This window comes from Allobosea sp. P1_A7, assembly GCF_056406775.1.
The window spans coordinates 1-25,072 of record NZ_JBFTZN010000121.1 but is presented as its reverse complement, the minus strand read 5'-3'; the positions used below and the strand labels follow the sequence as shown (position 1 = coordinate 25,072).

Below are 25,072 nucleotides of genomic sequence, written 5' to 3'. Positions count from 1 at the left end.
GTTTTCAGGCGCGTATTAACCCCTCGCTCAGCCTGGCGAGAGGCTTTCCTTGCCCTCCCGTTCCGCAGCGGCAATCTGTTCCCGTCTCATGGGAGTGCAGCATGATCCGGGTTCTCACGATGGCCGTCATTGCCGCCCTGTTGCTGCCGGCGAGTGCCGAAGCCGCGAAATTCCGCGGCGGAAGCCGTTCGTCGCATGGAAGCTCCCAGACCAGTTCCAGCGGAGGAAGCGGGACCTCCGTCGGGGTCGCGCCGCGGGTCGGCCGATCCTCACAGCAGGAAGCGGCCAAGGGCGACGCCCCGTCGCGCCCTCCCTTCCCGACAGCCAGCGTGGCGGCCCCAGCGATGCTGCGGCTCAGCACCGCCGAGGAACCAAGGATCTGGTGCCGCAGCGAAGTGGTGGTCGGCGGCTTCTGCATGCTGAACTGAGCCGCCGCCCGGCCAGTCTTCAGGTGTTGGCGCCCCCATCGATTGCAAAGCCCGCCCCGGTGACGAAACGCGCTTCTTCGCTCGCCAGATAGGCCACCAGCCCCGCGATATCCTCTGGCTTGCCGTAGCGCGGGATCGCCATGCGGGCGCGCTGCTCATCGGCCTGCGGGCCGATCGCCGGATTCATGTCTGTGTCGGTCGAGCCGGGATGCACGATATTGACCGTAATGCCGCGCGGGCCGAGGTCGCGGGCGAGCCCTTTGGTGAAGCCGATCAGCGCCGCCTTGCTCATCGCGTAGAGCGTCGCACCCTCTTCGACCACGCGATCTGCGAGGCAGGACCCGGTCGAGATGATGCGTCCGCCGGCGCCGAGATGCGCCGCGGCCGCCTGTGAGGCGAGCACGACGGCGCGAACGTTGACGGCTAGTGTCGCGTCGATATCGGCGAGACTCCACTCGGCAACCGCTCCTCCACGCCAGATGCCGGCATTGTTGACCAGAATGTCGAGCCCGCCCAGCGAGGCCGCGGCCTTGTCGACCGCCCCCTTKACCGCCACCGGATCCGCGCTGTCGGCAGCAAGTGCGAATCCCTTGCGGCCAAGGGCCTCGATGGCGCGGACCACCTCGCCTGCCTTGTCGGCGGAGTGCTCATAGGTGATCGCCACATCGGCGCCCTCGCGAGCCAATCGCAGGGCGATCGCGGCACCGATGCCGCGGCTGCCGCCCGTGACCAGGGCCTTCTTTCCAGTGAAGCGTGACATCAGGCAGTTCCATTTCTGTGATGATTGATACAGAAACAGATGGAGCGCTTGCCTCCCACCGTCAAGGTAATTATCTATCGATCGATACAGAAAAGGAATGACAATGACGGAACGCGGCCGCCCCCGCGCCTTCGATCGATCCGACGCCCTGAAGAAGGCGATGCTGATTTTCTGGGCGAAGGGCTATCAGGCCACCTCCCTCAGCGATCTGACGGGAGCGATGGGCATTGGCTCGCCGAGCCTCTATGCCGCCTTCGGCAGCAAGGAGGAACTCTATTGCGAAGCCATCGACTTCTTCGAAGCGAGTGAAAGCGATGAGATCGCAGGCCCGTTGACAGCAGCGCCAACCGCCCGAGAGGCGATCTCAGCGTTCCTGGCTGCAAGCGCCGCCGTATTCACGCGGCCGGGGCGCCCGCCCGGCTGCATGATCGTGCTCTCGGCGGTGAATGCCGTTGGTGTCAGCGACCAGACCGCGACCAAACTGCGCGATATGCGCGCCGGAAGCGTTGCGACCATCGCCCGGCGGTTGCGCGCTGCGATCGACGCCGGCGAGATCCCGCCTGGTATCGATGCCGAAGCCCTCGCGAGCTATTACGTCACCGTTCAGCAGGGTATGTCGATCCAGGCGCGCGACGGTGCTTCCCGCCAGCAACTGGACGCGGTTGTCCGCGGCGCGATGGCGGGCTGGGAACAGTTGACGGCCGGCTGATCTATTGCATCGGCCCGAAAAGTGGATTGCGGTTTTCGGGAAAGCCGATGCAAACACAAAGGGTTAGATCATTGGACCGGATACGATTTCCGGTCCAATGATCTAGGGGCCGCCGACATCGCCATAATCATCCGGGGCGGAGCCCAGAATCTTGCCGGGCGCCTTAGGTGCGGTCAGMGGGGTCGGTATCGGTGTATTGCCGTGGAGCAGATCGTTGCCCGCATGGATATCGCTCGCGACCTGGAGATCCAGCCGTTCATCGTCGCGACGACGCACATCCTCGGCAATCTCAGCGACCTCCTCCTCCGACACTCCCATGCTGCGCAGTGCGGCTGCGCCGAAAAGCATGGCGGATTCGAAGGTCTCACGAATCTGGTATTCGACATTGCTGCGGATCAGGTCCATCGCGTGGCCGCGATCATAGGCTCGCACGAACAGCTTCGCGTGCGGGAATTCGGCCTGCGCCATGGCGACGATCCTGTCGGCAGTCACGCGATTATCGACACAGACCAGGATCACCTGCGCCCGCTCGGCGCCGGCCGCATGCAGGATCTCGCGCCGCGTGCCGTCACCGTAATAGACCTTGAAGCCGAAACTCGACGCGGCACGGATCAGTTCGACATCGACTTCGATGATCGAGACGCTGCAGCCCCGCGCCAGCAATGTCTGGCTGGCAACCTGTCCGAAACGCCCAAAGCCGATCATCAGCGCGCTGCCATGCAGGCAGGAGGCAATCTCGACGCCGTCCAGCGAGGTCTGCTCCGGTGGCAGGAAGCGATCGAGAGCCAATACGAGCAAGGGGGTAAGCGCCATCGACAGGATGACCGTGGCGCTGGCCACTGCGTTGACCTCAGCGCCGAAGATGCCCGCCGCTGCCGCAGCGGCATAGAGCACGAAGGCGAACTCACCGCCCTGTGAGAACAGTGCCACCCGCGTGATGGCGTCGCGGGTCCTGGAGCCGAACAGCTTGGCGACGATGAAGATACCGCTGGCCTTCACCGCCATGAACGCCACCACGGCCATTGCGACCAGGCGCCATTCGCGGGCGATCAGGTCGAGTTCGAGCGACATGCCGACGGCAAGGAAGAACAGGCCGAGCAGGATCCCGCGGAACGGCTCGATATCGGCTTCGAGCTGGTGCCGGAAACTCGACTCCGACAACAACACGCCGGCGAGAAAGGCCCCCATCGCCATGGAGAGCCCACTCAACTGCATGGCGAGCGCTGCTCCGAGCACGACCAGCAAGGCAGCCGCGGTCATGACTTCGCGGGCTTGCGCRGCGGCAAGCAGCCGGAACATCGGGTTGAGCAACCAACGCCCCGCGACCACGAGACCAATAACGGAGCCGGCGGCGATCAGTAGCGGGAGCCAGTCGCCGGTATCCCCCGGCTTCGCCGGCGCAAGGAGAGCAACGATCGCCAGCAGCGGCACGATCGCAAGGTCTTCGAGCAAGAGGATCGACACCGCCTGCTGCCCGTGCAGTGTCGAGGTCTCGCCACRCTCGTTCAGCATCTGCATGACGACGGCGGTCGAGGACAGGACGAAGCCCATTCCGGCCACGAAGGCAGCCGGAAGGCTCAGGTCCGCGAGCAGGCCGACACCGGTCAGCAGCGCACCGCACAAGCAGACCTGCGCGGCACCCAGCCCAAAGATCTCACCCTTCAGCTTCCAGAGCCGGGAGGGCTGCATCTCCAGGCCGATGATGAACAGGAACATGACGACGCCGAACTCGGCGACGTGGAGCACGGCCTCCGGGTTGGCGAAGAGACCGAGCCCCGATGGCCCGATGGCGACACCGGCGGTGAAGTAACCGAGCACGGAGCCAAGGCCGAGACGACGAAAGATCGGCACCGCGACAACGCCCGCACCCAGGAGCGCCACGACCTTGACGAGATCACCGGTAAGGCCTTCGACCGCCATGCGCCCTCCTGCTCCTGCCAGGCGCCGGCCCGGCTGCGGCACTCGCAAGCACCTATTGGCGCAGGCCATCGGGAAAGAGCAAGCTCCACGCCGGCGTGGCGGGTCTCAGGCCTTGCGCGTGATTCGGCCCTCCAGCGGGTAGGCTGGATCGCTGTAACCCGGCGTCGAGGGATGGCCGGCAGGCACGAGCCGATCGACCAGGGCCTCATCCTCGGCGTCGAAGCGGGCATCGAGCGCCGCGAGATAGGCCTGCCATTGTTCGAGGGTGCGCGGACCGGCGATCGCCGCCGTCACCAGCGCATTGTTCAGCACCCACTGCACCGCGAACTGGATCGGGGTCAGCCCCTTCGCGGCCGCATGGTCGCGGATCGTGCGGGCGATGATCAGCGATTCCTCGCGCCACTCGGTCTGCATGATCCGCTTGTCGGCGCGGCCGGCCCGCGTGCCCTCCGGCGGTGCCTGCCCCGGTTCGTATTTCGCGGTCAGAATGCCGCGGGCGAGAGGCGAATAGGACGCGACACCCAGGCCATAGAAATCGCAGGCGGGCAAATGCTCGACCTCGGGCATGCGGTTCATCGCGTTATAATAGGGCTGGCTGACCACGGGCCGGTCGATGCCGAGTTCATCGCAGAGCCGGCAGATTTCGGCGACGCGCCAGGAGCGGTAGTTCGAAACGCCGAAATGCCGGATCTTGCCCTGACGCACGAGATCGGCGAGGGCATGCACCGTCTCGCCAAGCGGCACGGTGTGGTCTTCCTTGTGGAGATAGTAGATATCGACGAAATCCGTCCCGAGCCGCCGAAGGCTGTCCTCGCAGGCCTGCATCACCCATTTCCGGGAGAGGCCACTCTGATAGGGCCCCGGCCCCATGACGCTCGCGACCTTGGTGGCCAGAACCCAGTCATGCCGGTTCGCGGCAATCTCCCGCCCGGTCACCTCTTCGGAGCGGCCCTCGTTATAGACGTCGGCCGTGTCGATGAAATTGATCCCCGCCGCGCGCGCATGATCGACGATGGCTCGTGCATCGCCTTCCTCAGTCGCACCTCCGAACATCATCGTCCCCAGGCATAGCGGCGATACCTTCAGGCCGGAACGGCCGAGCCGACGATAGTTCATCTGCGTTGTCCCTGATGCATTGGCGCGCAAACCTGCCTCATCACCTGCGCCCGCGCCAGAGCGAGGCACGCAGAGATGCCTTGCAAGGGCAAGAGATTCCTTAAGATTTCATGGGAAGCTGCGACAGTCAGTCAATGGTCGCTCACCCATGAATCTCGCCGCTCTCGTCCAGAGCCAGACCCTCGCCACCTTGCTTGCAGCCTTGGCTCCCGGAGCCGGGCTCGAGCCCGGCAAGACGGTCGAAGCGCGCTTGCTCTCCCTGGGCAAGGACGGTACCGCGACGGCTTTGGTCGATGGCGTGAAGATCGATCTCGTTCTCGCCGGCCCGGAAGTCCGACAGGCTGCGCTGCAGCCCGGCACAACGCTCACGCTCAAGATCGAGGCTCCGGAAGACGGTGGAACGGGGGTGCGGGCGACGCTGCTTGCGGCTCGCCCCCCGGGCGAAGCTCTCACTCCTCCACCTCAGTTGGTGCCCATCGACGGTCCGCGGCGCGAGCCGGCGCTCGCACCGCTTGCGCTGGAGACGGGCCGCAGCGCCAAGCCGTCGGCTCCGGAGGCCGCCACCCCCGGCCTGCCGGCTTCGTCGCGTCTTGCCGGAGCGAGCTCTTCAGCACCTTTGCCAATCCCCGCTACCGTCGCGGCGGCCCCTGCGCCGGCCCACCTGCTGCAGTCCGAGGCGACGCCCTCGCCGCGCGCACTTGCCGGCCCGCTGATGGGCGAGGCTCTCGCTCGCCAGGACAGTCTCGCGCCGCTCTTCGCCAATCTGCAGGTGCTTGCCAACGGTACGATCTCGCTCGTCCTGCCCAAGCCCCTGATGGGCCTGATCGACCAGATCCTGGCTCAGGCCATGCCGGCCGAGCGTAGACCGGTAACCGGCCAGGGCTTGAAGCAGGCCGTCGCACGCTCCGGGCTTTTCCTGGATGCGCAGGAGGCAAGACTGCCTTCGCGAGCAAGCGACCGCCCGGAGGCAGCCGCACCACGCCCCACTCCTCACGGCGATCTGAAGGCTGGGTTACGCGCGCTCAGCGACATGCTGCGGCCGCTTGTCGCCCCGGACGCCGCCGCTCCAGGGCTCAAACCATCGGGAACAGAACCAAGGACGGCAGAGCAGGCAACGAGCGATGCGGAAGCGCATATCCGCCCGTCCCCGCCACGGCGCGACGGCGCGCTCGCCCCTCAATCGATTGCCGAACCCAGCCTGTCGGCCGGAGAAAAGCCGCTCATCATCGCACGCACCCTGCTCGACCAGACCGACGCCGCGCTCGACCGCGTCAAGCTCGCGCAGTTCGCATCTCTGCCGCCAGAACCCAACCGTCCCGAGGCCGCACAAGGCCAACGCTGGGTGACGGAGATCCCTCTCGCTTTCCAGGCGGGCACCGCGATCCTGCCGCTGCATATCGAGAAGGACCCGCCGCGACGCGGCCCCTCTGGTGTCGAAGGGCCCCTCTGGCGCGTGCGCTTTGCTCTCGACGCCGAGCCGATGGGTCCGCTGCAAGGTGTCGTAACGCTCCAGGGACGCGCGGTGAGCGTCTCGCTTTGGGCCGAACGCGAGGGAACGAGCCAGTTCCTGCGCGGCGCTGCGCCTGACCTTCAGGCAGCGCTGGCCAATGCAAAATTTGAAGACGGAACCGTCGACATTCATTCCGGCCAGCCGCAAGCTAGGCGAGCGACCGCCGGCCAGTTCCTGGACCGTCTGTCATGAGCCCTCCCTCTCCCGATCCGCTCGCGGTCGCGCTCGAGTATGACGGCCATGGCGCCCCGCGCGTCACAGCAAAGGGCCGCGGAGAGCTTGCTCAACGCATCATCGAGACCGCCCGCGAACATGATGTCGACATCGAGCGGAACGCTGTGCTCGCGCAGGCTCTCTCCGCGGTCGAGCTGGACGATCAGATCCCCGAGGAACTCTACCGAGCTGCGGCGCAGGTCATCGCCTTTGTGCTATCGTTACGGGGCGAGATGCGCCTCGGCAGGCAGGGCGGCGGCCAGTCTTGATCCAGTCCTGCCCAGAGCCTGCTTGCCGCCTCCGCACGAGGGTCGGATGAGCGCCGAGATCGTCATCAGGCGCACGCGGCTTGGCGATTATGTCGGCTATGCCGCAGCCTTCGCCGAACTCGCGGAACGAGCGGTCGAGCCCAATCCCGCCATGTCGCCAGCCACTGTCGCGGCTGCGCGGGTCCTGGTTCCAGATGACCGCATCGTCATCCTGACGGCCTGGCGCAGTGAAGCGCTCGGTTCCGAGAGCCTCGTCGGAATCTGGGTGTTGCGTCGGCAGCGCGACTGGCGCAGCGGCCTTACCCCCATCCTCGCCGCTCCGCTCGTGCCGCTCTACGAGGTTTCATCGGCCCCCGTGCTGGACCGCGACAATGCCGAGGATATCGCGCTCGCTCTGCTGCGCCACCTCGCCGCATCACGCGACCTGCCGAAGACCCTGGCTCTGCCGCTCCTGCCCGTGGAGGGGCCGGGCTTTCTTGCGCTCCAGGRGGCTTGCCGCGTCACCGGCAGCGGGCTGACGACATTCGAAACCTGGCAGCGTCCCGTGATGATCGCTCAGCCCGGCGACGATGCCGAGCGCTATCTCCGTCGCGCGCTTGGCTCAAGCTACAAGAAGCGCATGCAGCAGTTCCGGGCGGTCGCACGAAACGGCGTGGTCCCCTTCCAGCGCAAGCGCCGCCAGGCCGCAGGCGAGGCGTTCGAGACCTTCCTCGCACTCGAAGCGGCAGGTTGGAAGGGGGAAGTTGCGACCGCAATCGCCTGCCTGCCTGATGACGCCGCCTATTTCCACCGGCTCGTCGAGCTCTTCGCCGAACAGGACGCGATCCAGCTCGACACGCTGCTGCTCGATGGCAAGCCCATGGCGATGGGACTGCTCGTCGAAAGCGGAAATACCCGCCAGTTCCTGAAGATCGCCTATGACGAAACCCAGGCGCGCCATTCGCCAGGGCGAGCGCTGACCATTGCGATGCTCCAAGCCGATTTCACGGAGACGCCGCCGGCCTTCTTCGACAGCGGCGCAGGCGACGGCGTCGATCCGGGAACCTATGTCTGGGGCGAGCGCAGGACCATGGCGAATGCGATCATCGCGATCGGCAGCGCGATACCGGGGCCGGCACAAATCGCCGCCCTGGCCCGCATGTGGCTGCGGCGCCTGCGGAATCGGCATCAAGCGGCAAAGCATCGATAGAGATCACGCGGCTCGGCTGGCGACCACGCGCCCATCAACTGAGAGCAACTCCGGCGACGCCGCGCTGTCGAGCCGACGTCCGGTTCGGAAGGCGGCGGCCTATGACGAGATTGACCGGGCCCTCCACCTGCCCGATACCGGCCAGGATCATCCTGCAACGGTGCGACGGCATGACCAGCGATATCAAGATCGGAATCGTCACGGTATCCGACCGGGCCTCAGCCGGCATCTATGCCGACGAGGGCGGCCCCGCCATTCGCGACTACCTGAAGAATGCGCTCGCTTCGCCCTGGACGGCCGTTGCGCGGGTCATCCCGGACGACCGCAGGGCGATTGCCGACACCCTGATCGAACTTGCCGACCGCGAGGGCTGCTGTCTCATCGTCACGACGGGAGGCACCGGTCCTGCTCCCCGCGACGTCACGCCCGAGGCCACGGACGACGTTGTCGAGAAACCGATGCCGGGCTTCGGCGAACTGATGCGCCAGGTCAGCCTTACCAAGGTGCCGACCGCGATACTCTCGCGCCAGACCGCCGGCATCCGCGGGCGCTCGCTCATCGTCAACCTGCCGGGACGGCCCCGCGCGATCGCCGAATGCCTCGACGCCGTGATGCCCGCGATACCCTACTGCATCGACCTGATCGAGGGCCCCTATCTGGCCACCGACCCGGCCGTCATCGTCGCCTTTCGTCCGGGCCAGAAGGCCAAGGCCTGAATTTTTCCACGACCCTGCATTTAACCAATGGTAGTGACGTTGCTGTAAGGCAGCAGGGTCACGACCTGCCTGAGAAGAGCGCGCTTGATGTCAGTCCCGAAAATCGTTCCGCTCGTCATGGCCGGCGGAGCCGGCACCCGGCTTTGGCCGCTGTCGCGCGATACGTTGCCCAAGCAGTTCATTCCGCTGCTCGGAGACGGGATCTCGACCTTCCAGGCAACCCTGCAGCGGCTCCATGACCCGCGCTTCGATGCGCCGATCGTCATCACCAACAACGACTTTCGCTTTATCGTTGCCGAACAGATGCTCGCGATCGGCATCAAGGGCGAGATCGTCCTGGAGCCGGAGCGACGCGATTCCGCCGCAGCGGTCGCAATCGGCTCGCTATTGGCAGAACAGCGCCGGGCCGGCGCGATCTGCGCGGCCTTTGCAGCCGATCACGTCATTCAGGCGACTGCAGCATTCCGCGACGATTGTGCGATCGCAGCCGAGCTCGCTGCGTCCGGCCTGATCATGACGCTCGGCATTCCCCCGACGCATCCCTCGACGGCCTATGGCTATCTCGCACCCGGCGAGCCGCTGCCCGGCGAGCGCGCAAAACGTCTGCAGCGTTTTGTCGAGAAGCCCGACCTGGAACGCGCCACGCGCTATCTCGAGGAAGGATATCTCTGGAACAGCGGCAATTTCGTCTTCGCCGCTGCGACCATGTGCGAGGAGTTGGAGCGCCACGTTCCCGAAGTGCTGAGCGCCGCGCACGCCGCGATTGCCAGCGCGACCCGCGACCTCGACTTCCTGCGCCTCGGCCCGGAGGCGTTTGCCCAGGCCACCAAGATTTCGATCGACTACGCCGTGATGGAGCGGACGCGGGCGGCCGGTGTCGTGCAGGCAAGCTTCGACTGGTCCGATATCGGCGCCTGGGACTCGATCCACGAGATCAAACAGAAGGACGCCGATCGCAACGTCCTCGAAGGCGAGGTGGTCGCGCTCGATAGCCACGGCATCTATGTCCGCAGCGACGACGTGTTGACGACGGTTCTCGGCCTCGACGATGTCGTCGTGGTTGCGACGCGCGATGCCGTGCTCGTCTCGTCAATGGCCGCCGCCGGCAAGGTCAAGAACCTCGTCGAGTTGATGAAGGCCGATGGCCGGCCGCAGGCGAGCGAGCACCTGAGGGTCTACCGGCCCTGGGGCTGGTATCAGCGCATCGATATCGGCCAGCGCTTCCAGGTTAAGCGCATCAACGTCAAGCCAGGCGGGCTGCTCAGCCTGCAGAAGCACTTTCATCGCGCCGAGCATTGGGTCGTGGTTTCGGGAACAGCCGAAGTTACGGTCGATGCCAAGGTCACGCACGTGCATGAGAATGAATCGGTGTACTTGCCGATCGGCTGCGTCCACCGCTTGCGCAATCCCGGCAGGATCGACCTCGAGCTGATCGAGGTACAGGTCGGCTCCTATACCGGCGAGGACGACATCATCCGCATCGAAGACATCTACGCGCGTAGCTGAAGGCGGGCTCAGGCGGCGTTCAGCTCCTGGCCGATGGCTCGGATCAGCTGTGAGCCGACCGGGTCCGAGCTCGCGGGAAAGCCGCCTACGAGGCTGCCATCGCGCCCGACCAGATACTTATGGAAGTTCCAGGTCGGGACTTCGGCCGGCCGCCGTGTCGCCGCCCAGCGATAGAATGGATGGGCGTCCGGACCACGCACGCTCGATTTCGCAGCGAACGGGTAAGTCGCGCCATAGGTCTGGCGCGCTGCTTCCGCGATAGCCATGCCTTCCAGCGGCTCCTGCCCGCCGAAGTCATTGCACGGCACCGCCAGCAGCATCAGGCCACGGCCGGAATAGCGTTGCCACAGCTGCTCAAGTGTTGCGAACTGCCCTGCGTAGCCGCAATTGGTAGCCGTGTTGACGATCAGGATCGGCTTGCCGCGATAGGCCGCCAGCGGAATATGGCCGCCCTCGAGCCGGGCGAACGCAAACTGGTAGGCGTCGGGTGCGCTCTGCGTATCGGGCGACATGGCAAATGATGGGCTCGCAGCGAGCCCGCCGATCAGGCTCAACACGTCCCGACGAAGCAGCGGCATGGCCTGCCCTCCCGCGAAATCTCATGATCCGGCGCAGATACTGGCGCAAATGAGAGCGCCCCGCAGCCATGAAGGCCCGGGGCGCCGGATCACAATGGTGAGATTGGCCTCGAGTTGCCTGCGCTCAGCAGGCGAGAACTTTCTTCACCCGCACCTCGAGGTCGCGGAGCTCATAGGGTTTCACGACATAGTGGTCGGCGCCGTTGCTGGTCGCCTCGTCCATCTTGTCCACCGAGCGCTCGGAGGTCGCCATGATGATCTTGATCTGGTTGAGCTCCGGCACGGAGCGGATCGCCCGCAGCAGATCGATGCCGCTCATTCCGTCCATGTTCCAGTCGAGCAGAAGCAGATCATAGCGCTTGGTCTGCATCTTCATCAGCGCTTCGCGCGCGTTCTCCGCCTCATCGATGTCTTGGAACTCGATTTGCTTCAGGAAATAGGTGGCAAGACCGCGCATGCTCTTCTGGTCGTCGACCACGAGGATCCGGTAGTCACTTCTGGCTTTCATCACGCTCTCCTCACGCGGTGCGCTGATGCGGACGTTCTGCGATCAGGTGGCCGATAGCGGCGCCAATCTGGTCGAGTGCCACAACGCGATCAGCGGCCCCGATCTCGAATGCTGCTTTCGGCATCCCGTTTACCACACAGGTTTCGCCACTTTGAATTAACGTCTCGGCGCCGGCTTTGCGCATGGCTAACAAACCGTCTGCCCCGTCCCGGCCCATCCCGGTCAGCAGCACGCCTACCGCATGGGCACCCAGGCTGCGCGCCACCGAGTGGAACATGACATCGACCGATGGAGAATGACCGCTGACCAGCGGCCCTTCCTTCAGGACGCAGACCAGTTCCCCACGGCGCTCTTCGATCTCGAGATGGCGCAGGCCACCTGGCGCGACGACCGCCATGCCAGGCTTCAGCTTGTCCCCGTCAGCCGCCTCGCGGACGTCAAGCCCGGTGGCTGCCGCCAGGCGTGCCGCGAATTTTGCCGTGTAGCCGGCGGGCATGTGCTGAACCACGACCATCGGGATGCGCAGATTGGCGAGGTCCCGCATCACCACCTGCACGGCCGGCACCCCGCCAGTCGAGGCGCCGATGGCGATCAACGACGTACGCCCACCGGGCGAGGCGGAAGCGCGCGCCGGTTCACGAACGGGAGCTGGCCGTGCCGGCGCGGCTTCGCGCGCCAGAGCGCGCGCGGCTGCAAGCATCTTTCGACTGGCCGAGGCGCGGTGAAGCGCAGCCACCAGATGCTTCATGAAGCCTTCGAGCGTATGCGTCGTGCCGTCCGGCTTCTCGATGAAGTCGATCGCCCCTAGTTCCAGCGCCTGGATGGTGTTGTCGGCGCCTGGGCCGCCGAAGGCTGAGACGATCAGCACCGGCAACGGGTCCTGCTTCAGCACGCGCGCCAGCAACTTGAGGCCGTGCCGTCCCGGCAGTTCGAGATCGAGCGTCAGCAGGTCTGGCCGCAGCTCCTGGATCGCGTCCCAACCCTCCTCCGCGCTGCCGGCGACGCCGATCACCTTGAAGCCGGGGGCGGAGTCGATGATCTGCGTCATGAGCTTCTGCATCAGGACGGAATCGTCGACGACAAGGACAGTGACGGGTTTGGCCGATGGTGCTTGGTTCAGGGTCATGTGAAGATCTCGACATCACCTGCGACAGGCTGGGTCTTAAGTCGGTTGAGATAGGCCACTTCCTGCTCATGCTCGCTGCTGCGAACGCTCGGCTGCACATGCTGCACCCAGGCCCGTCCCGTGGAAGGCTGGTAGTGGATTCGCCGTGAGCGTGTGCCGCCGACATCCTTGGAGACGATGGGAATGCCTTCCCGGTTGAGGAAGTCGAGCACGAAGGCAATGTTGCCGTCGCCTATGGCGAGCATGGTCGCCCCCGACAGGACCCGTGCCCCGCCGAAGACCTTGGCTTCGAGATGATTTCGTTTGCCGCCGCGCTTGAGCAGGCCGTTGATGAGAACTTCCATCGCGGTGTCGCCATAACGCTCGCCGGCGCTGGCATCGTTGCCACTGTTGTTCTTCGGCAGCAGGAAATGGTTCAGCCCGCCGACCCCTGCCTGCGGATCGCGCATGCAGACCGAGATGCACGAGCCCAGCACAGTCGCGACGATCTCGTCCTTCGCCGAGGTGATCTCGTGCTCACCTGGCGCGACCGTGATGATCGTCGCCTCGAAACGGGGGTCGAAATAGCGCCGAGAGGACCGCGTGATACTCATGGGGTTCTCTCGTAGATCGTGCGGCCGATCAGCCTGAGCTGCGGGTGAGGTTGCGGGAGCGACTCGGAATGACCGAGATAGAGGAAGCCTCCCGGCGCAAGCAGATCGACGAAGCGGTCGAGGATCGTGGCCTTGGTCCGGGTATCGAAATAGATGAAGACGTTTCGGCAGAAAATGGCATCGAATGGGCCACGCATCGGCCAGTTCTCGATGAGATTGAGCCGTTTGAAGGCGATCAGCCGGCGCAGATCATCGCTGATCCGCGCCTCTCCACGCCCGACCTGCCCGTCCAGGCGCAGCAGCGGCCTGACATCGGCGGGCAGACGCTCGAACAGTTCCGCCGGATAAATGCCCGCTTCCGCGCGGTTGAGGATGTCCGTGTCGATATCAGTCGCCAGAATGCGGAAATCGAGATCGCTGCGTGAGCCGATGACATCGCGCGAGACGGCCGCAATGCTGTAGGGCTCCTCGCCGGAGGAGCAGGCAGAGGACCAGATCCGGATACGTCCGCGCCGGCCGCCGCGTTCCTGAACCAGCTTCGGCAGCACATCGCGGCGCAAGTGGTCGAAATGATGCCGCTCGCGGAAGAAGGCGGTGTGGTTGGTGGTGACCGCGTTGATCAGCTCGAGGATCTCGTCCTGCGCGCCCGGCGACTTCAGGAAGGCGCAATATTCCGCGACCGAGCCCATTCCCAGCGCCTTGACGCGTCGGGAAAGGCGACCCCGCGTCATCGCTTCCTTGTGCTCGCGGATGACGATGCCGGCATGCTCGTAGACGAGCTTCGATATGAAGCCCATGTCCTCACGCGTCAGTGTGGCTTCGGGAAGACCTTGAGGCGCGAGCATCACTGTGAACCTGACAACATCGAACTAGAACTCGGCCCAATCATCGACACGCCCATTGGCGATGCGGCGCGGCGCGGGACGGACCGCCGGGGCTTTCGTCAAATCCGGCCGACGCGGCTCCGGGCGGCGGACCGCCGGCGCGACACGCGCCTGCTCGACGAGCGCTGCAGCCGCAAGTCGCTGCAACCGGGCTGGCTCGGTCTGCGCAGCATGAACCGACGGCACAGCGAACCCCTCCTCGATGCGGAAGACGGCAACAAGCTGTTTCAGCCTGTCGATTTCCGCCATCAGCTCATATGCCGATGACGCACTCTGCTCCGCCAAAGCCGAGTTCTGCTGGGTCATCTCGTCCATATGGGCGACGGTCTGGCTCATCTCCTCGATGCCATGGGCCTGTTCGGCGGTCGCGGAAGAGATCTCAGCGACGGTCGCAGAGACCTTGCTCGCAGCGGCCACGATCCGCTCCAGAGCTTCACCGGTGCTGCGTACGAAGCGCACGCCCTCGCCGACCTGCTCGTTGGAGGTCGCGATCAGACCCTTGATATCCCGCGCGGCCTGAGCGGAACGCTGTGCCAGGGCGCGCACTTCGGAGGCCACCACGGCAAACCCCTTGCCGGCATCACCGGCCCGCGCAGCCTCGACCGCCGCATTGAGCGCCAGCAGATTGGTCTGGAAGGCAATACCGTCGATCACGGAGACAATCTCCGAGATGCGGACGGAGGACGTCTCGATCCGTTCGATGGCGCCAACCGCCTGAGACACGACAACCCTGCCGTCATTGGCCACATTCATGGCCTCTCCGGCCAGCTGGGTCGCCTCGCGGGAGCGGGCCGCGCTCTGCTTGACGGAGGCTGCCAGTTCCTCGGTCGTCGCGGCCGTTTCCTCCAGATTGCCGGCTGTCGCTTCAGTCCGCCTGGCAAGGTCGCCTGCGCCGGAATTGATCTCGATCGCGGCTCGCGAAACATTGCCTGCCGTCCGTTGGATGGTCGAGACGGTCTGGCCGAGATGGGCGAGTGCTCCGTTCAGGCTGCGCTTCAGCTCTGCGAGGCGGCCGCGATAGTCCCCCTCCATGCGGTGGCTCAGGTCGCCCTCAGCCAGTCCACCGAGCACGCTCGAAAATTCACCGACCGCGCCTTCGACCAGCGTATTGATCTGATTCAGGCCCTCGGCGATGCGAGCCATAGCCTCCGGCTTGCCCGCGAGCGGAATACGACGCGAGAAGTCGCCCTCGACGGCCGCCGAGACGACATCTGCAACCTCGTTGGCGGCGGCAAGTTCGTCGGTCAGTTCCAGCCATTCCACGGCGGTGCCGAGACGCTCGCCATTGGCATGCAGGACAGGGCTCAAAGACAGCGAAATCGTCCGCCGGCCGAGCGCATAGCGGATCGCGCGGGCCCCGCCGACATCATGCCGCCCGAACACGGGGTCGCCATAGACGGCATCCATGACCCGGCCAAGCATGTCCTTGGCCGAGCAGCCCGGGAAAGTCGTGCGAAAATCCTCCTGGGCCTCGGCAAAGAACTTCAGCAGCGACTTGTTGACGTAGACGACGCGGTTCTGCCGATCGCAGACCATGACATTGGTGCGGCAGTCATCGAGCGCGGCACGGATACGCGCAGCTTCGACCCCTGTCTCGTGAATGCTCTTCAGGGCGCGGGCAAGGTCGCCGATCTCGTCGCCGCGGGCGAGGCCCGGGATCGCGGCGTTCTCGCCCTGGGCCAACAGGCCGACCGCATCGCGCATCTCGACGATGGGACGGTAGATAGAGCGCGCCGCAAACCAGCCGACGGCCGCGATCGCGACCCCCGAAACGAAAGCCGCGCCGAGAAACTTCAGCGGCAGCCGTACCGAGAGTCTCGAAAGGGAACCGGCGAAGCTGCCCATGTTCTTGTCGTGTCTTTCTTGGCGCGTTGGCCTTCCCCGGCTCAGTCATCTCGCGCGTTGCCGCGTCAGATGATGATCAAGCCGCCCGGGTCGTCCGAGCGAGAGGGGTTTCGGCCCCGCCTTCGCGGATCACGGCCGCCAGGTCGAGCAGGGCGACGATCTCGGTGTCGAGCAGTACGAGGCCTTCGATCAGCCCATGCTCGTCACGCTCCAGATCCGGCGCCGGGCGAACCGCGCTGACCGGAACATCGACAATGTCGGAGACCGAGTCGACCAGCAGGCCGGCGGTCTTGTCCTCGACATCGACGACGACGATGACATGGGTTGCCGTGGCATCGGTGACACCGAGGCCGATCGAGGTGCGCAGGTCGTAGACCGCGAGAATGACGCCGCGGAGATTGAGCACGCCGCGCACATGCGGGGCCGCATGCGGCAGGGGCGTGGTCACCTGCCAGCCCTTGATTTCGCGAACCATGCCGACATCGATGCCGAAAGTCCGATCACCGACGCGGAAGGTAACGATACGGCGCACGGCTGATTCAGGCTGCGCCGACGAGAAGTGCTTTTCGCCGAGTTGAAGGGTCATGATCATCCAGCCATTTTCAGTTCGGGAACGGGTTGCCGGCTGCCGGTCGCGGCCAGCCTCAGCATCGAGTCGACATCGAGGATCAGGGCGACGAGGCCGTCGCCGAGGATGGTCGCGGCGGATGCGCCGTTGACCGCGCCGTAATTCGCCTCGAGGCTCTTCACGACGACCTGCTGCTGGCCGACGATCTCGTCGACCGCAATTCCGACGTTACCGCCGCGCTCGGTTTCGGCGATGATGATGATGTTCTCGTCGCGCTGCCCGGACGAGCCCATCACGGCGCCGAGCCGGTAGAGCGGTGTGACCTCACCGCGCCAGCGCAGGACTTCCTGGCCGAAGGTGAGATGCTCGATCGGCGTATTGGCGAGGTGCTGGGTCTCGATCACACTCGCGATCGGGATGACATAGCGATCGTCTCCGCAGCGGATCACCATGCCCTCGAGCACGGCGAGCGTCAGCGGCAACGCCAGGGTAAACTTGCAACCGCGGCCGGGCTCGGAATCCACGCTGATGCGGCCGCCGAGCGATTCGACATTGCGCCGCACCACATCCATGCCGACGCCGCGGCCCGAGATGTCGCTGACGGCCTCTGCGGTCGAAAGCCCGGCGGCGAAGATCAACTGGTCGATCTCCTCGGGTGCAAGCTTTTCATCGGGGCCGACAAGACCACGCGAACGGGCCTTGCCCAGTAGCTTCTCGCGATTGATGCCGCGCCCGTCATCGGTGACGGAAATCACGATGCGCCCGGCCCGATGTTCGGCGGTGAGCTGGATCGTGCCCTCCGGCCCCTTGCCTGCTGCCAGGCGTTCCTCCGGCGTCTCCAGGCCATGATCCATCGAATTGCGGATCATGTGAGTCAGCGGATCGGCAAGCTCTTCGATGATCGTCTTGTCGACCTCGGTGTTTTCGCCTTCGAGCACCAGGCGCACTTCCTTGCCCAGGGTCTGCGCAAGCTCGCGGACGAGGCGCGGCATGCGCTGGAACACGGCCTTCACCGGCTGCGCGCGCACGGCCATGACATGGTCCTGCAGCTCGCGTGTCTGGCGCGACAGCGTCAGGATGCCCTCGGCGGTCTTGGCATAGACGTCATAAGGCAGCGAGCGCACGCATTCGACCAGCATGGACTGGGTAATGACGATCTCGCCGACGAGATTCATCAGCTTGTCGATGCGGTCGAGATCGACACGAACGCTGACGGCCTGGCGTTGGCGGGCCGCAGGAGCATCATTGGCAGGAGCACGAAGCGCAGGACGCGGCACGGGCGGAGCCGCCGCCTCGACTGGGGCCGGCGCAGGAGCCGGCACAGGAACGGGTTCCGGCGCAGCGGCCGGAGCAGGCCCGAGCTTCGCCAGGATTGCCGAGAGATCGGCAGCAACCGACTGCGGCACCTCTGCTTCGACGGCAGCGACTGGCGCGAACGAGGCCACATCGTCATTGGCCGGCTCGGGCATCGCCTCGATCTCGAACTCCTCGGTCGCGAGGGTGAAATCGAACTTGCCGTGCAGCTCTTCGACCGACAACTGCGTGCGCAGGTTCACGGCAAAGCGCATCCAGCAATCGGTGACGTCGAGTTCCTCCAGCGACGGCACGTGGCTCAAGTCGCAGGAAACCGAAACGATGTCCTCCGACGGCAGGGCCGCCAGCACGACTCGGGGTTCGATCACACGGCGGAAGAGGTCGCGATCCGGCGTGATGCGCAGGCACATCTCGCTACCGGCCTTCACCGGCTCGGCCGGAGCGACGGCGGCAACTGGCTCGTCGTCCCAGCCGTCATCGATCGGCTTCACTGGCGCGGCGGACTTCGCCTCGACCATCGCAAGCAGATTGCCGAGCGCTGCGATACCGGGCGGGGCGTCATCGATCGCAGGCGCCGAGGCCGATGGCACTGGAGGTGCGGAAGCGGCGGGAGCTGCCGCGACGGGTTCGGCCTGCCCGACACGTTCCAGCGCCTCGAGCAGATCAGGACGCGGGCGGGCCGGTTCGTCATTGCGCGCCGCCGACACCAGATCGGCAACGGCATCCGAGCAGCGCAGGAACAGTCCGAAGGGAGCGTCCTCGATCGCGACACGCCCCGAACGCAAATGATCGAGCGAGGCCTCGAAGACATGGGCGAAGGCGACGAGCTCCGTGCAACCGAAGGCCCCTGCCCCGCCCTTGATCGAATGGATCGCGCGAAATGCGGCGTTGACGTCCTCGGGCTCGCGTGAGCCCTCATCAAGCGCCTGAAGCTTTTGCTCCAGAGCGCCGAGAAGCTCTTCGCATTCCTGGAAGAACGTTTGTTTGAGTTCCGCTAACGGATCCATCGGCCAGCCTTAATTCTGATAGCGAGCAACGAGGCCGAGCAGGGTGTTGGGCTCGAACGGCTTGACCATCCAGGCGCTGGCACCGGCGCGCCGGCCCTCCGCCTTGATCTCGGCGCCGTTTTCCGTCGTCAGCACGATGATCGGCGTATTCTGGCCGGCCGGCCGGGCACGGCAGGCGCGCGTGAACTCGATTCCGTCCATCAACGGCATGTTGAGGTCGGTGATCACCAGATCGGGCTGGAACTGGTCGAACTTGACGAGGCCGTCCTCGCCGTTCTCCGCTTCCGCCACCTCATGTCCGGCATTGCGAAGCGTCAGGCTGAGCAGACTGAGCAGGGTCTTCGTATCGTCGATGGCCAGGATTCGCATCGATATCACTCCAGGACGAGAGCGCTTTGGGCAGGATCGAAGCCGATCGCCTGCAGGGACTTGCGGCACTCTTCCGAGGCCGCCTTGAGAGTGACGCTGAGCCCCTTTGCCTGCGCACTGGTCGCGGCGGCATGGAGCAACTGAATCCAGAGGCTGGGCAGAGGGCCAGCTTCAGCGCATTCGACGRCGATGCTCTCCTTCTGCTCCAGCGCGACAAGCAGCTGATTGCGGAAGGCTGCCGCCTCGGAACGACCGAGAAAGGCTGGAAGCGAGACGGTGATGACCACGGCGGCGGGACCCATGATTGGCGGATGGACGATCACGCCAGATTGGTAAAAATTTCGCTAATCGGCGGCACCCGGCATCAACGCTTTGGGCGTTTCCGAGGCAGGTGTGGTCAGAACATGGCATTACTGATGGCACGCGGAACGAGCGAGATGCTGCCGTTCTGCTCTTTGTACTTGCGCGGGATGTTGATGATCCCGGACAGGTGCAGCCAGAGCGCGTTGGGCGAGATCGGCTTGGTGATGATCTCGTGCGCCCCGAGCTTGGCCGCCTGCACGACCGAGCGACGGTCGGGGCGTTCCATCATCACCAGAACCGGAGCCTTGGCGAAGGGCGAAGTCTTGAACGAACGGATCGATGCCAGGCATTTGACGCTGCCGGAATCGGGCAGGTCCCAGTCCAGGACCACGATGTTCGGCTGCTTCTGGATGAACATCGTTGCGGCCGAGGACAAATCCGCGGCCTCGAAGATGCGGTGGAGCGACGCCTGGTAGAGCATGGTCCGGACGATGCGCCGGTAATGCGCGCTGCTATCGATCAGCAGGACCGAGAGGTTGGGAAAAGACGGCGCGATATGCATGACGCTGGACCGGACACTCACTCAACCCGACGCGCCATCCTGGCGCTACGCGTAGTCTTGCCTGCAGGAAAGCTCACAGGCCGTTAATGCGGTCGCCTCAAACGCTGAGACCGAAGCGAAATCCGCCCCAATGGCGCCCCTTGACCCAGATCGGCGCGGAGAGGTCCTCCATGACGAGAAACTGGCCGCCGCCCATGTCGCGCCGATAGGTCTGCAGCAGGAAGGGTTTCTGGTTGCGGGCAGCCGCCAACCCGGTGCGATCCGCGAAGACGCGGCGGTTCCGGCAATTCGCGTTGTTCCAGATCGGATCCCGTCCCTGCGCTTGCGAGTACTTGCGGTTATGGGTCGGCAGAAAGCCGTTGCGATCGACGGCCGCGCAGAAAACGACGCGCTTGTTTGCGGCCAGCAGCCTTTCCTGGAGCGGCGGCAGCAGACGATCGGTCAACGCGACGAAACGCGTCATATGCTGCAGGGGGTCCGAGCCGCCGATCGGACGATAGGTCTCGTCGAAGAGATCGGCCATCGTGACTTCGCCTTGTGCCACGGCGTCCTCGAAGAGGCCGGAAATGGCTTGCGCCGTCTCCATGGCGGTGGCGATCAGTTCCGATTGCGCGGTGCGCACGCCGGAAGCCGCAATCGAACCGAGGATCGCCTCGCTGATCGAGACGAGCGAAGCCGCCCGGCCCGACGCGAGATCGAGATTGCCGCTCGACTGGTCGACGCCGGCGACCAGCGCCTTGAGATCCTCGCCGACCTTGGCGAAGGCGATGGCATTCTCCCGCGTCGGATTCGAGATCGCATCGATATCGCCGATCAGCCCGACGACCGAGCGACCGAAAATGTCGAGTTCGCCGACCTGCCGGGATATTCCCCTGCTCTCCTCGTTCGCGCGGCGGGCGACCGCTGCATTCTCGACACTGCGGCGGGCAAGCTGATCGACCGTTTCCACAAGCGCGTCGAGCTGTCGGGTGCTGAGTGCGGTTGCCTCACGCGTCTGCTCGGAGAGTTGCTTCACGGCCGCAGCGATGACCGCAAACCCGCGCCCCGCCGAACCACTCCGCGCCGCCTCGACACCGGCATTGATCGAGAGCAGTTGGATCTCGCGCGTGATCGTCTGGATGGCGTCGCTCGCCTCGCGAACCTTGTGGGCATTGGTGACGGCCTCGGCAAGCGCGGCCGAAATCGATTCAGCCCCCTGGCTCAGCGTCTCGATATCGCTCTGGGCAGCATTCAGCCCCTGCCGAACCGCTCCCGTGACCCGTTCCAGGCCACTCTTGACGACGGAAGCCGCCTTCTGAGCGTCTTCCGCCGAACTCTGGATCGAGCGATTGGAGCGCGAAACCTGCTCGACGGACGCAACGACGCGGTGCAGCCCTTCGGCCTGGCCTTCGAGCTGTCGTGTGACATCGCCGATGCAGCCGGAAATATCCGTGATCTCGACTCCGAGCTTGCCGAAGCGCTCCGCGATCTCGCCAATGGCGCGGGCGGCCGCAGTCCCATTGAGCACATCCTCATTGGCCGTCTCCGGCAGCTTGAGCGCCTGTGCTTGCATGGCGAGATGTATCCGCGACCAGAGGAAGCCTCGCTCACCCTAGGCAAAACACGGTAAATCACGCGTTAACAGCCGGATCGGCCGTTAACCCTCCCTCCGCGTACCGATCACGCCCTGTCGCAGGCGAGGCGGACATCGCCGAAATCGCGCAGGGGGGGGCGTTGCTGCGAACAGCGCTCGACGGCACTCGCACAGCGCGGGTGAAACGCGCAGCCGCTCGGCGGTGCAATCGGGCTCGGCACCTCGCCCGACATCGGCTTGCGCTCCCGGTTCGGCCTCTCGACATCGGGAATCGTGTCGAGCAGCAGCCGCGTATAGGGATGGCGCGGCAGGTTGAAGACCTCATCGGCGGGTCCGGCCTCGACGAAGCGGCCGAGATACATGATCGCCAGATGGTCGGACATGTGCCGAACCACCGAGAGATTATGGCTGATGAAGAGATAGGTCAGGCCGAACTCGGCCTGCAACCTCACCATGAGATTGAGGATCTGTGCCTGCACGGAAACGTCGAGTGCCGAGGTCGGCTCGTCGCAGACCAGGAAGTCGGCCTCGGTCGCCAGTGCACGGGCGATCGAGATGCGCTGCCGCTGCCCGCCGGAGAATTCATGCGGGAAGCGCCGGGCGTCGGCGCGGGACAGACCGACGATCTCGAGCAGATTGCCGACGCGTTCCGTCACCTCGGCATCATCGCGACGCAGCTTCAGCTCCCGGATCGGCTCGGCAATGATGTCGCCGACGCGCCAGCGCGGATTCAGGCTGGCGTAGGGATCCTGGAAGATCATCTGAACGCGTGGCGGACCGAAGCTACCATCCAGGCGGCGGATATCGGCGAAGCGCAARCTGCCCTCGGTCGGGCGCTGCAGCCCGACGATCATGCGTGCCAGCGTCGATTTCCCGCAACCGGACTCGCCGACGATGCTGAAAGTGGTGCCACGCTGGACCGTGAACGAGATGTCCTCGACCGCCCTCAGCACACGGCGCGGCTCATGCGAAGCCAGACGGGACAGCCAGGGCGCCGAGACGTCGAAGCGGCACGACGCCGCCTTCACCTCGAGAATGGTTTCGGTTTCAGCCATGAACCAGCTCGCGCAAGGGGAAATGGCAGGCGGCGATATGGAGCCCCGCGCCCAGCGAAGGCCGCTCGTCGCGGCAGCGGTCGCGGCAAGAGCCGCACCGCGGATTGAAGGCGCAGCCMTTCGGAATGGCGTTCAGTCGCGGCATCGCACCGTCGATCTGGTTGAGATGGCGATGGCGCTCGTGCACGCTCGGGATCGAAGCCATCAGCCCGGCCGTATAGGGATGGCCGGGGTGGCGCGTCACATCCTTCACAGGGCCGACCTCGACGACCCGTCCGGCATACATCACCGCGACCCTGTCTGCGGTCTCGGCGATCACGCCCATGTCGTGTGTCACCAGCATGATCGCTGTGCCATGATCGCGGCAGAGCCGCTTGAGCAGGCTCATGATCTGCGCCTGAATCGAAACGTCGAGCGCCGTCGTCGGCTCGTCCGCGATGATCAGCTTGGGTTCGGCGCAGAGAGCCAGCGCGATCACCACACGCTGGCGCATGCCGCCCGAGAACTGATGCGGATAATGGTCAATCCGCGTTTCGGCGGCGGGAATGCCGACTTCCTTGAGAAGATGGAGCGCCCGTGCCCGCGCTTCGCCACGGCTGACCGGCAGATGCGCCATGATCGTCTCGACGATCTGATCCCCGACCCGGAGCAGTGGATGGAGCGAGGTCAGCGGATCCTGGAAGATCGCGCCGATCTCCTTGCCCCGCACCAGGCGCATCGCCTCGGCCGGGAGATTGTCGATGCGCCGGCCGTTGAGATGGATGCTGCCGCCTGCAACCCGGCCGGGCGGATCGAGCAGGCCGATCACCGCCGTACCGGTCAAGGATTTGCCCGCCCCCGACTCGCCGACGACGCCAAGTATCTCGCCTGGCGCGATCTCGAGCGAAACGCCGTCGAGCGCCGTCAGCGGGCCATGTCGGCCGTCGAAGACGACCTTGAGGTCCCGCACAGAGAGCAGCGACTGGGGCACGGCCATGGCGGTCATGTTCTCTCCTCCCCACGTTCGACCGGATAGCTTGACGAGAAGATCTCGGAAGCCGGCGGGTGGCCATGTGTCCGGCGCGGGTACTGCGCCATCACGCCTTCGAACTGTTTCTGCGCGCGCCGCTTGTCCGCAGCTTCGTCGACGCCCGGGATCTCGCGGTCCTCCATGACGAAGCGGCCGTCGATGATCACCGTCGCGAAGTCGCGGCCGTGTCCGGCGAGCAGCATAGTCTGGATCGGATCGATGACCTGGCCGAGATGTGGCCGGTCGAGATCGAAGACCGTGATATCGGCCCGCGAGCCGGGCTGGAGCCTGCCGAGATCCGGGCGGCCAAGCGCATCGGCACCGCCAATGGTCGCCGCGTCGTAATAGTCCTCGCTGCGCACGCCGGCCGAGCTGCCCGCCATGGTGCGGGCGAGGATCATGCCGACCTGCATGTTCATGATCATGTCCGGCGGGCTGGTATCGGTGCCGAGGCCGAGTTTCAGGCCCATCTCGCGATAGCGCCCGAAATGATCGATGGCATTGCCGTGGCGTCCGGAGACCAGCGGGCAATGCACGATGGTCGAACCGGCATCGCGGATGATCTCGAGATCGCGGCCAGGTCGGGAAATGTGCTTGCTGCCGGAGACATAGGTTCCGTGAGGCAGGAGCGTCCGCTCGGTCAGAAAGCCGAGCTTCTCCAGCCATTCCGGCGGGCTCATGCCGTGCTGCGCCAGCACGAGATCGTACTCGATCTTCGACTGGCAGCAATGCAGCCGCACCGGCACGCCAAGCGTCCGGCCGGCCTCCGCCGTGCGCCGAAGCAGTTCGGCAGTCGAGGTCTCGATCCGGTCCGGCGCGAGCATGGTGCGGACGAGTCCGCCGGCGGCGCCCTCAAAGCGCTCGCAGAAGGCGATCGCCTCTGCGAGCTCGGCAAGGCCGCGAGGCTCGTCATAAGCCGTCGTGATCCTGCCATCGGCCTCGACCACCTGGTTCCCGGTGCGGTAGGCCGGGCCGAGATAGGCGCGCAGGCCGAGTTTCGCCGCGGCTTCTGCCGCATCGGAGAACTCTTCCGGCGTCTCGCCCCATTGCCGGTAAAACAGCGAGGCGATCGGCAGCGCCGTGGTGATGCCATTGCGGATCAACGTCGCGAAGGCATGATGCTTCTGGAAGGCAAGCTCCTCCCGCGAATACATCTCAACCGGGCCGGCCTCGATATAGGAACGCGGCCAGACACGCCCCTTCTTCCAGGCCGGTTGGTTGTCATAGGCGAGGATGGTGGTGTCGAGATCGGAAAGCGCGTCGAGATCGACGAAGCCGGGCCCGATCAGCGCGTTGCCGTAATCGATCCGGCGCATGACCTCGCCGGGGAAGCGATGGCCGATGAAGACCACCTCGCCATTCTCGAAGACGATCTCGCCATTCTCGATGAGCCGATGCCGGCCGTCGCGGTGGCCGACGAGCCAGCGCGCGGTCAGCAGGAC

At 65.3% G+C, this 25,072-nt stretch carries 25 protein-coding genes; 7 read left to right on the top strand and 18 right to left on the bottom strand.

Annotation, left to right across the window (positions count from 1 at the left end; translation table 11 throughout):
* Positions 1-101 precede the first annotated feature (101 nt).
* The gene (locus AC1D34_RS20585; protein ID WP_476825186.1) at positions 102-428 is read left to right on the top strand and encodes a hypothetical protein; all 327 of its coding nucleotides are present in this window, start codon (positions 102-104) and stop codon (positions 426-428) included.
* Between the two features lie 19 nt (positions 429-447).
* Here the strand turns inward: AC1D34_RS20585 and AC1D34_RS20580 are convergent, their stop codons facing one another.
* Positions 448-1,188, bottom strand: coding sequence for an SDR family oxidoreductase (locus tag AC1D34_RS20580; protein WP_476825185.1), 741 nt, complete (start codon positions 1,186-1,188; stop codon positions 448-450).
* Between the two features lie 103 nt (positions 1,189-1,291).
* On the opposite strand from AC1D34_RS20580, the gene AC1D34_RS20575 reads away from it, so the two are divergent.
* The gene (locus AC1D34_RS20575; RefSeq protein ID WP_476825184.1) at positions 1,292-1,897 is read left to right on the top strand and encodes a TetR/AcrR family transcriptional regulator; all 606 of its coding nucleotides are present in this window, start codon (positions 1,292-1,294) and stop codon (positions 1,895-1,897) included.
* A 102-nt stretch (positions 1,898-1,999) separates the two neighbouring features.
* On the opposite strand, the gene AC1D34_RS20570 is transcribed toward AC1D34_RS20575, so the two are convergent.
* Positions 2,000-3,817, bottom strand: a complete 1,818-nt coding sequence (locus AC1D34_RS20570; RefSeq protein ID WP_476825183.1) for a monovalent cation:proton antiporter-2 (CPA2) family protein — start codon at positions 3,815-3,817, stop codon at positions 2,000-2,002.
* Positions 3,818-3,922: 105 nt separating this feature from the next.
* The gene (locus tag AC1D34_RS20565; protein ID WP_476825182.1) at positions 3,923-4,933 is read right to left on the bottom strand and encodes an aldo/keto reductase; all 1,011 of its coding nucleotides are present in this window, start codon (positions 4,931-4,933) and stop codon (positions 3,923-3,925) included.
* 148 nt (positions 4,934-5,081) lie between these two features.
* On the opposite strand from AC1D34_RS20565, the gene fliK reads away from it, so the two are divergent.
* From fliK to AC1D34_RS20540, 5 genes are all read left to right on the top strand, one after another.
* The gene (gene fliK / locus AC1D34_RS20560) at positions 5,082-6,635 is read left to right on the top strand and encodes a flagellar hook-length control protein FliK (protein WP_476825181.1); all 1,554 of its coding nucleotides are present in this window, start codon (positions 5,082-5,084) and stop codon (positions 6,633-6,635) included.
* The gene (locus AC1D34_RS20555) at positions 6,632-6,925 is read left to right on the top strand and encodes an EscU/YscU/HrcU family type III secretion system export apparatus switch protein (RefSeq protein WP_476825180.1); all 294 of its coding nucleotides are present in this window, start codon (positions 6,632-6,634) and stop codon (positions 6,923-6,925) included. Before fliK ends, AC1D34_RS20555 begins: the two co-directional genes overlap by 4 nt.
* A gap of 46 nt (positions 6,926-6,971) precedes the next feature.
* Positions 6,972-8,114 carry a GNAT family N-acetyltransferase gene (locus AC1D34_RS20550; RefSeq protein WP_476825179.1) on the top strand — a complete coding sequence of 381 codons (1,143 nt, stop codon included), beginning with the start codon at positions 6,972-6,974 and terminating at the stop codon, positions 8,112-8,114.
* A gap of 170 nt (positions 8,115-8,284) precedes the next feature.
* The gene (gene mog, locus AC1D34_RS20545) at positions 8,285-8,830 is read left to right on the top strand and encodes a molybdopterin adenylyltransferase (protein ID WP_476825189.1); all 546 of its coding nucleotides are present in this window, start codon (positions 8,285-8,287) and stop codon (positions 8,828-8,830) included.
* 87 nt (positions 8,831-8,917) lie between these two features.
* Complete coding sequence (locus tag AC1D34_RS20540; RefSeq protein WP_476825178.1) at positions 8,918-10,336, top strand: mannose-1-phosphate guanylyltransferase/mannose-6-phosphate isomerase; 1,419 nt, start codon at positions 8,918-8,920, stop codon at positions 10,334-10,336.
* An 8-nt stretch (positions 10,337-10,344) separates the two neighbouring features.
* Here AC1D34_RS20540 and AC1D34_RS20535 read toward each other — a convergent pair whose 3' ends face one another.
* The 15 genes from AC1D34_RS20535 to AC1D34_RS20465 form a co-directional block, all read right to left on the bottom strand.
* Positions 10,345-10,914 (bottom strand): glutathione peroxidase, encoded by a 570-nt coding sequence (locus AC1D34_RS20535; protein WP_476825177.1) that lies wholly within the window; start codon positions 10,912-10,914, stop codon positions 10,345-10,347.
* 124 nt (positions 10,915-11,038) lie between these two features.
* Positions 11,039-11,422 carry a response regulator gene (locus AC1D34_RS20530; protein ID WP_043233413.1) on the bottom strand — a complete coding sequence of 128 codons (384 nt, stop codon included), beginning with the start codon at positions 11,420-11,422 and terminating at the stop codon, positions 11,039-11,041.
* A gap of 10 nt (positions 11,423-11,432) precedes the next feature.
* Entirely contained in the window at positions 11,433-12,548 is a 1,116-nt protein-coding gene (gene cheB / locus AC1D34_RS20525) for a chemotaxis-specific protein-glutamate methyltransferase CheB (RefSeq protein WP_476825176.1), read from the bottom strand.
* Positions 12,545-13,141, bottom strand: a complete 597-nt coding sequence (locus tag AC1D34_RS20520; protein ID WP_441489356.1) for a chemoreceptor glutamine deamidase CheD — start codon at positions 13,139-13,141, stop codon at positions 12,545-12,547. The genes cheB and AC1D34_RS20520 overlap by 4 nt, the downstream gene beginning before the upstream one ends.
* Positions 13,138-13,986 carry a CheR family methyltransferase gene (locus AC1D34_RS20515; protein ID WP_476825175.1) on the bottom strand — a complete coding sequence of 283 codons (849 nt, stop codon included), beginning with the start codon at positions 13,984-13,986 and terminating at the stop codon, positions 13,138-13,140. The genes AC1D34_RS20520 and AC1D34_RS20515 overlap by 4 nt, the downstream gene beginning before the upstream one ends.
* Before the next feature lie 24 nt (positions 13,987-14,010).
* On the bottom strand, positions 14,011-15,870 hold the full coding sequence (locus AC1D34_RS20510) for a methyl-accepting chemotaxis protein (protein ID WP_476825174.1): 1,860 nt from the start codon (positions 15,868-15,870) through the stop codon (positions 14,011-14,013).
* 76 nt (positions 15,871-15,946) lie between these two features.
* Entirely contained in the window at positions 15,947-16,456 is a 510-nt protein-coding gene (locus AC1D34_RS20505; protein ID WP_069882586.1) for a chemotaxis protein CheW, read from the bottom strand.
* Between the two features lie 2 nt (positions 16,457-16,458).
* Positions 16,459-18,759, bottom strand: a complete 2,301-nt coding sequence (locus tag AC1D34_RS20500; RefSeq protein ID WP_476825173.1) for a chemotaxis protein CheA — start codon at positions 18,757-18,759, stop codon at positions 16,459-16,461.
* A 9-nt stretch (positions 18,760-18,768) separates the two neighbouring features.
* Entirely contained in the window at positions 18,769-19,128 is a 360-nt protein-coding gene (locus AC1D34_RS20495; RefSeq protein WP_441476827.1) for a response regulator, read from the bottom strand.
* 5 nt (positions 19,129-19,133) lie between these two features.
* Complete coding sequence (locus AC1D34_RS20490; protein WP_476768405.1) at positions 19,134-19,430, bottom strand: STAS domain-containing protein; 297 nt, start codon at positions 19,428-19,430, stop codon at positions 19,134-19,136.
* Positions 19,431-19,525: 95 nt separating this feature from the next.
* Positions 19,526-20,014 (bottom strand): response regulator, encoded by a 489-nt coding sequence (locus AC1D34_RS20485; protein WP_141740141.1) that lies wholly within the window; start codon positions 20,012-20,014, stop codon positions 19,526-19,528.
* A 76-nt stretch (positions 20,015-20,090) separates the two neighbouring features.
* A complete protein-coding gene (locus AC1D34_RS20480) occupies positions 20,091-21,545 on the bottom strand; it encodes a methyl-accepting chemotaxis protein (protein ID WP_476825172.1) in 1,455 nt (484 codons plus the stop codon).
* A gap of 107 nt (positions 21,546-21,652) precedes the next feature.
* Positions 21,653-22,621, bottom strand: coding sequence for an ABC transporter ATP-binding protein (locus AC1D34_RS20475; protein ID WP_476825171.1), 969 nt, complete (start codon positions 22,619-22,621; stop codon positions 21,653-21,655).
* Positions 22,614-23,591, bottom strand: coding sequence for an ABC transporter ATP-binding protein (locus tag AC1D34_RS20470; protein WP_476825188.1), 978 nt, complete (start codon positions 23,589-23,591; stop codon positions 22,614-22,616). The genes AC1D34_RS20475 and AC1D34_RS20470 overlap by 8 nt, the downstream gene beginning before the upstream one ends.
* Before the next feature lie 11 nt (positions 23,592-23,602).
* Positions 23,603-25,069, bottom strand: a complete 1,467-nt coding sequence (locus tag AC1D34_RS20465) for an amidohydrolase family protein (protein WP_476825187.1) — start codon at positions 25,067-25,069, stop codon at positions 23,603-23,605.
* Positions 25,070-25,072: the final 3 nt, after the last annotated feature.

Excerpts from the sequence above, each read along its gene's own strand:
- AC1D34_RS20510 (WP_476825174.1), bottom strand. The coding sequence starts at position 15,870 with ATGGGCAGCTTCGCCGGTTCCCTTTCGAGACTCTCGGTACGGCTGCCG.
- AC1D34_RS20565 (WP_476825182.1), bottom strand. The coding sequence starts at position 4,933 with ATGAACTATCGTCGGCTCGGCCGTTCCGGCCTGAAGGTATCGCCGCTA.
- fliK (WP_476825181.1), top strand. The coding sequence starts at position 5,082 with ATGAATCTCGCCGCTCTCGTCCAGAGCCAGACCCTCGCCACCTTGCTT.
- AC1D34_RS20505 (WP_069882586.1), bottom strand. The coding sequence starts at position 16,456 with ATGACCCTTCAACTCGGCGAAAAGCACTTCTCGTCGGCGCAGCCTGAA.
- AC1D34_RS20520 (WP_441489356.1), bottom strand. The coding sequence starts at position 13,141 with ATGAGTATCACGCGGTCCTCTCGGCGCTATTTCGACCCCCGTTTCGAG.
- AC1D34_RS20530 (WP_043233413.1), bottom strand. The coding sequence starts at position 11,422 with ATGAAAGCCAGAAGTGACTACCGGATCCTCGTGGTCGACGACCAGAAG.
- AC1D34_RS20585 (WP_476825186.1), top strand. The coding sequence starts at position 102 with ATGATCCGGGTTCTCACGATGGCCGTCATTGCCGCCCTGTTGCTGCCG.
- AC1D34_RS20535 (WP_476825177.1), bottom strand. The coding sequence starts at position 10,914 with ATGCCGCTGCTTCGTCGGGACGTGTTGAGCCTGATCGGCGGGCTCGCT.
- AC1D34_RS20575 (WP_476825184.1), top strand. The coding sequence starts at position 1,292 with ATGACGGAACGCGGCCGCCCCCGCGCCTTCGATCGATCCGACGCCCTG.
- AC1D34_RS20540 (WP_476825178.1), top strand. The coding sequence starts at position 8,918 with ATGTCAGTCCCGAAAATCGTTCCGCTCGTCATGGCCGGCGGAGCCGGC.
- AC1D34_RS20480 (WP_476825172.1), bottom strand. The coding sequence starts at position 21,545 with ATGCAAGCACAGGCGCTCAAGCTGCCGGAGACGGCCAATGAGGATGTG.
- AC1D34_RS20495 (WP_441476827.1), bottom strand. The coding sequence starts at position 19,128 with ATGCGAATCCTGGCCATCGACGATACGAAGACCCTGCTCAGTCTGCTC.
- AC1D34_RS20500 (WP_476825173.1), bottom strand. The coding sequence starts at position 18,759 with ATGGATCCGTTAGCGGAACTCAAACAAACGTTCTTCCAGGAATGCGAA.
- AC1D34_RS20515 (WP_476825175.1), bottom strand. The coding sequence starts at position 13,986 with ATGCTCGCGCCTCAAGGTCTTCCCGAAGCCACACTGACGCGTGAGGAC.
- mog (WP_476825189.1), top strand. The coding sequence starts at position 8,285 with ATGACCAGCGATATCAAGATCGGAATCGTCACGGTATCCGACCGGGCC.
- cheB (WP_476825176.1), bottom strand. The coding sequence starts at position 12,548 with ATGACCCTGAACCAAGCACCATCGGCCAAACCCGTCACTGTCCTTGTC.
- AC1D34_RS20555 (WP_476825180.1), top strand. The coding sequence starts at position 6,632 with ATGAGCCCTCCCTCTCCCGATCCGCTCGCGGTCGCGCTCGAGTATGAC.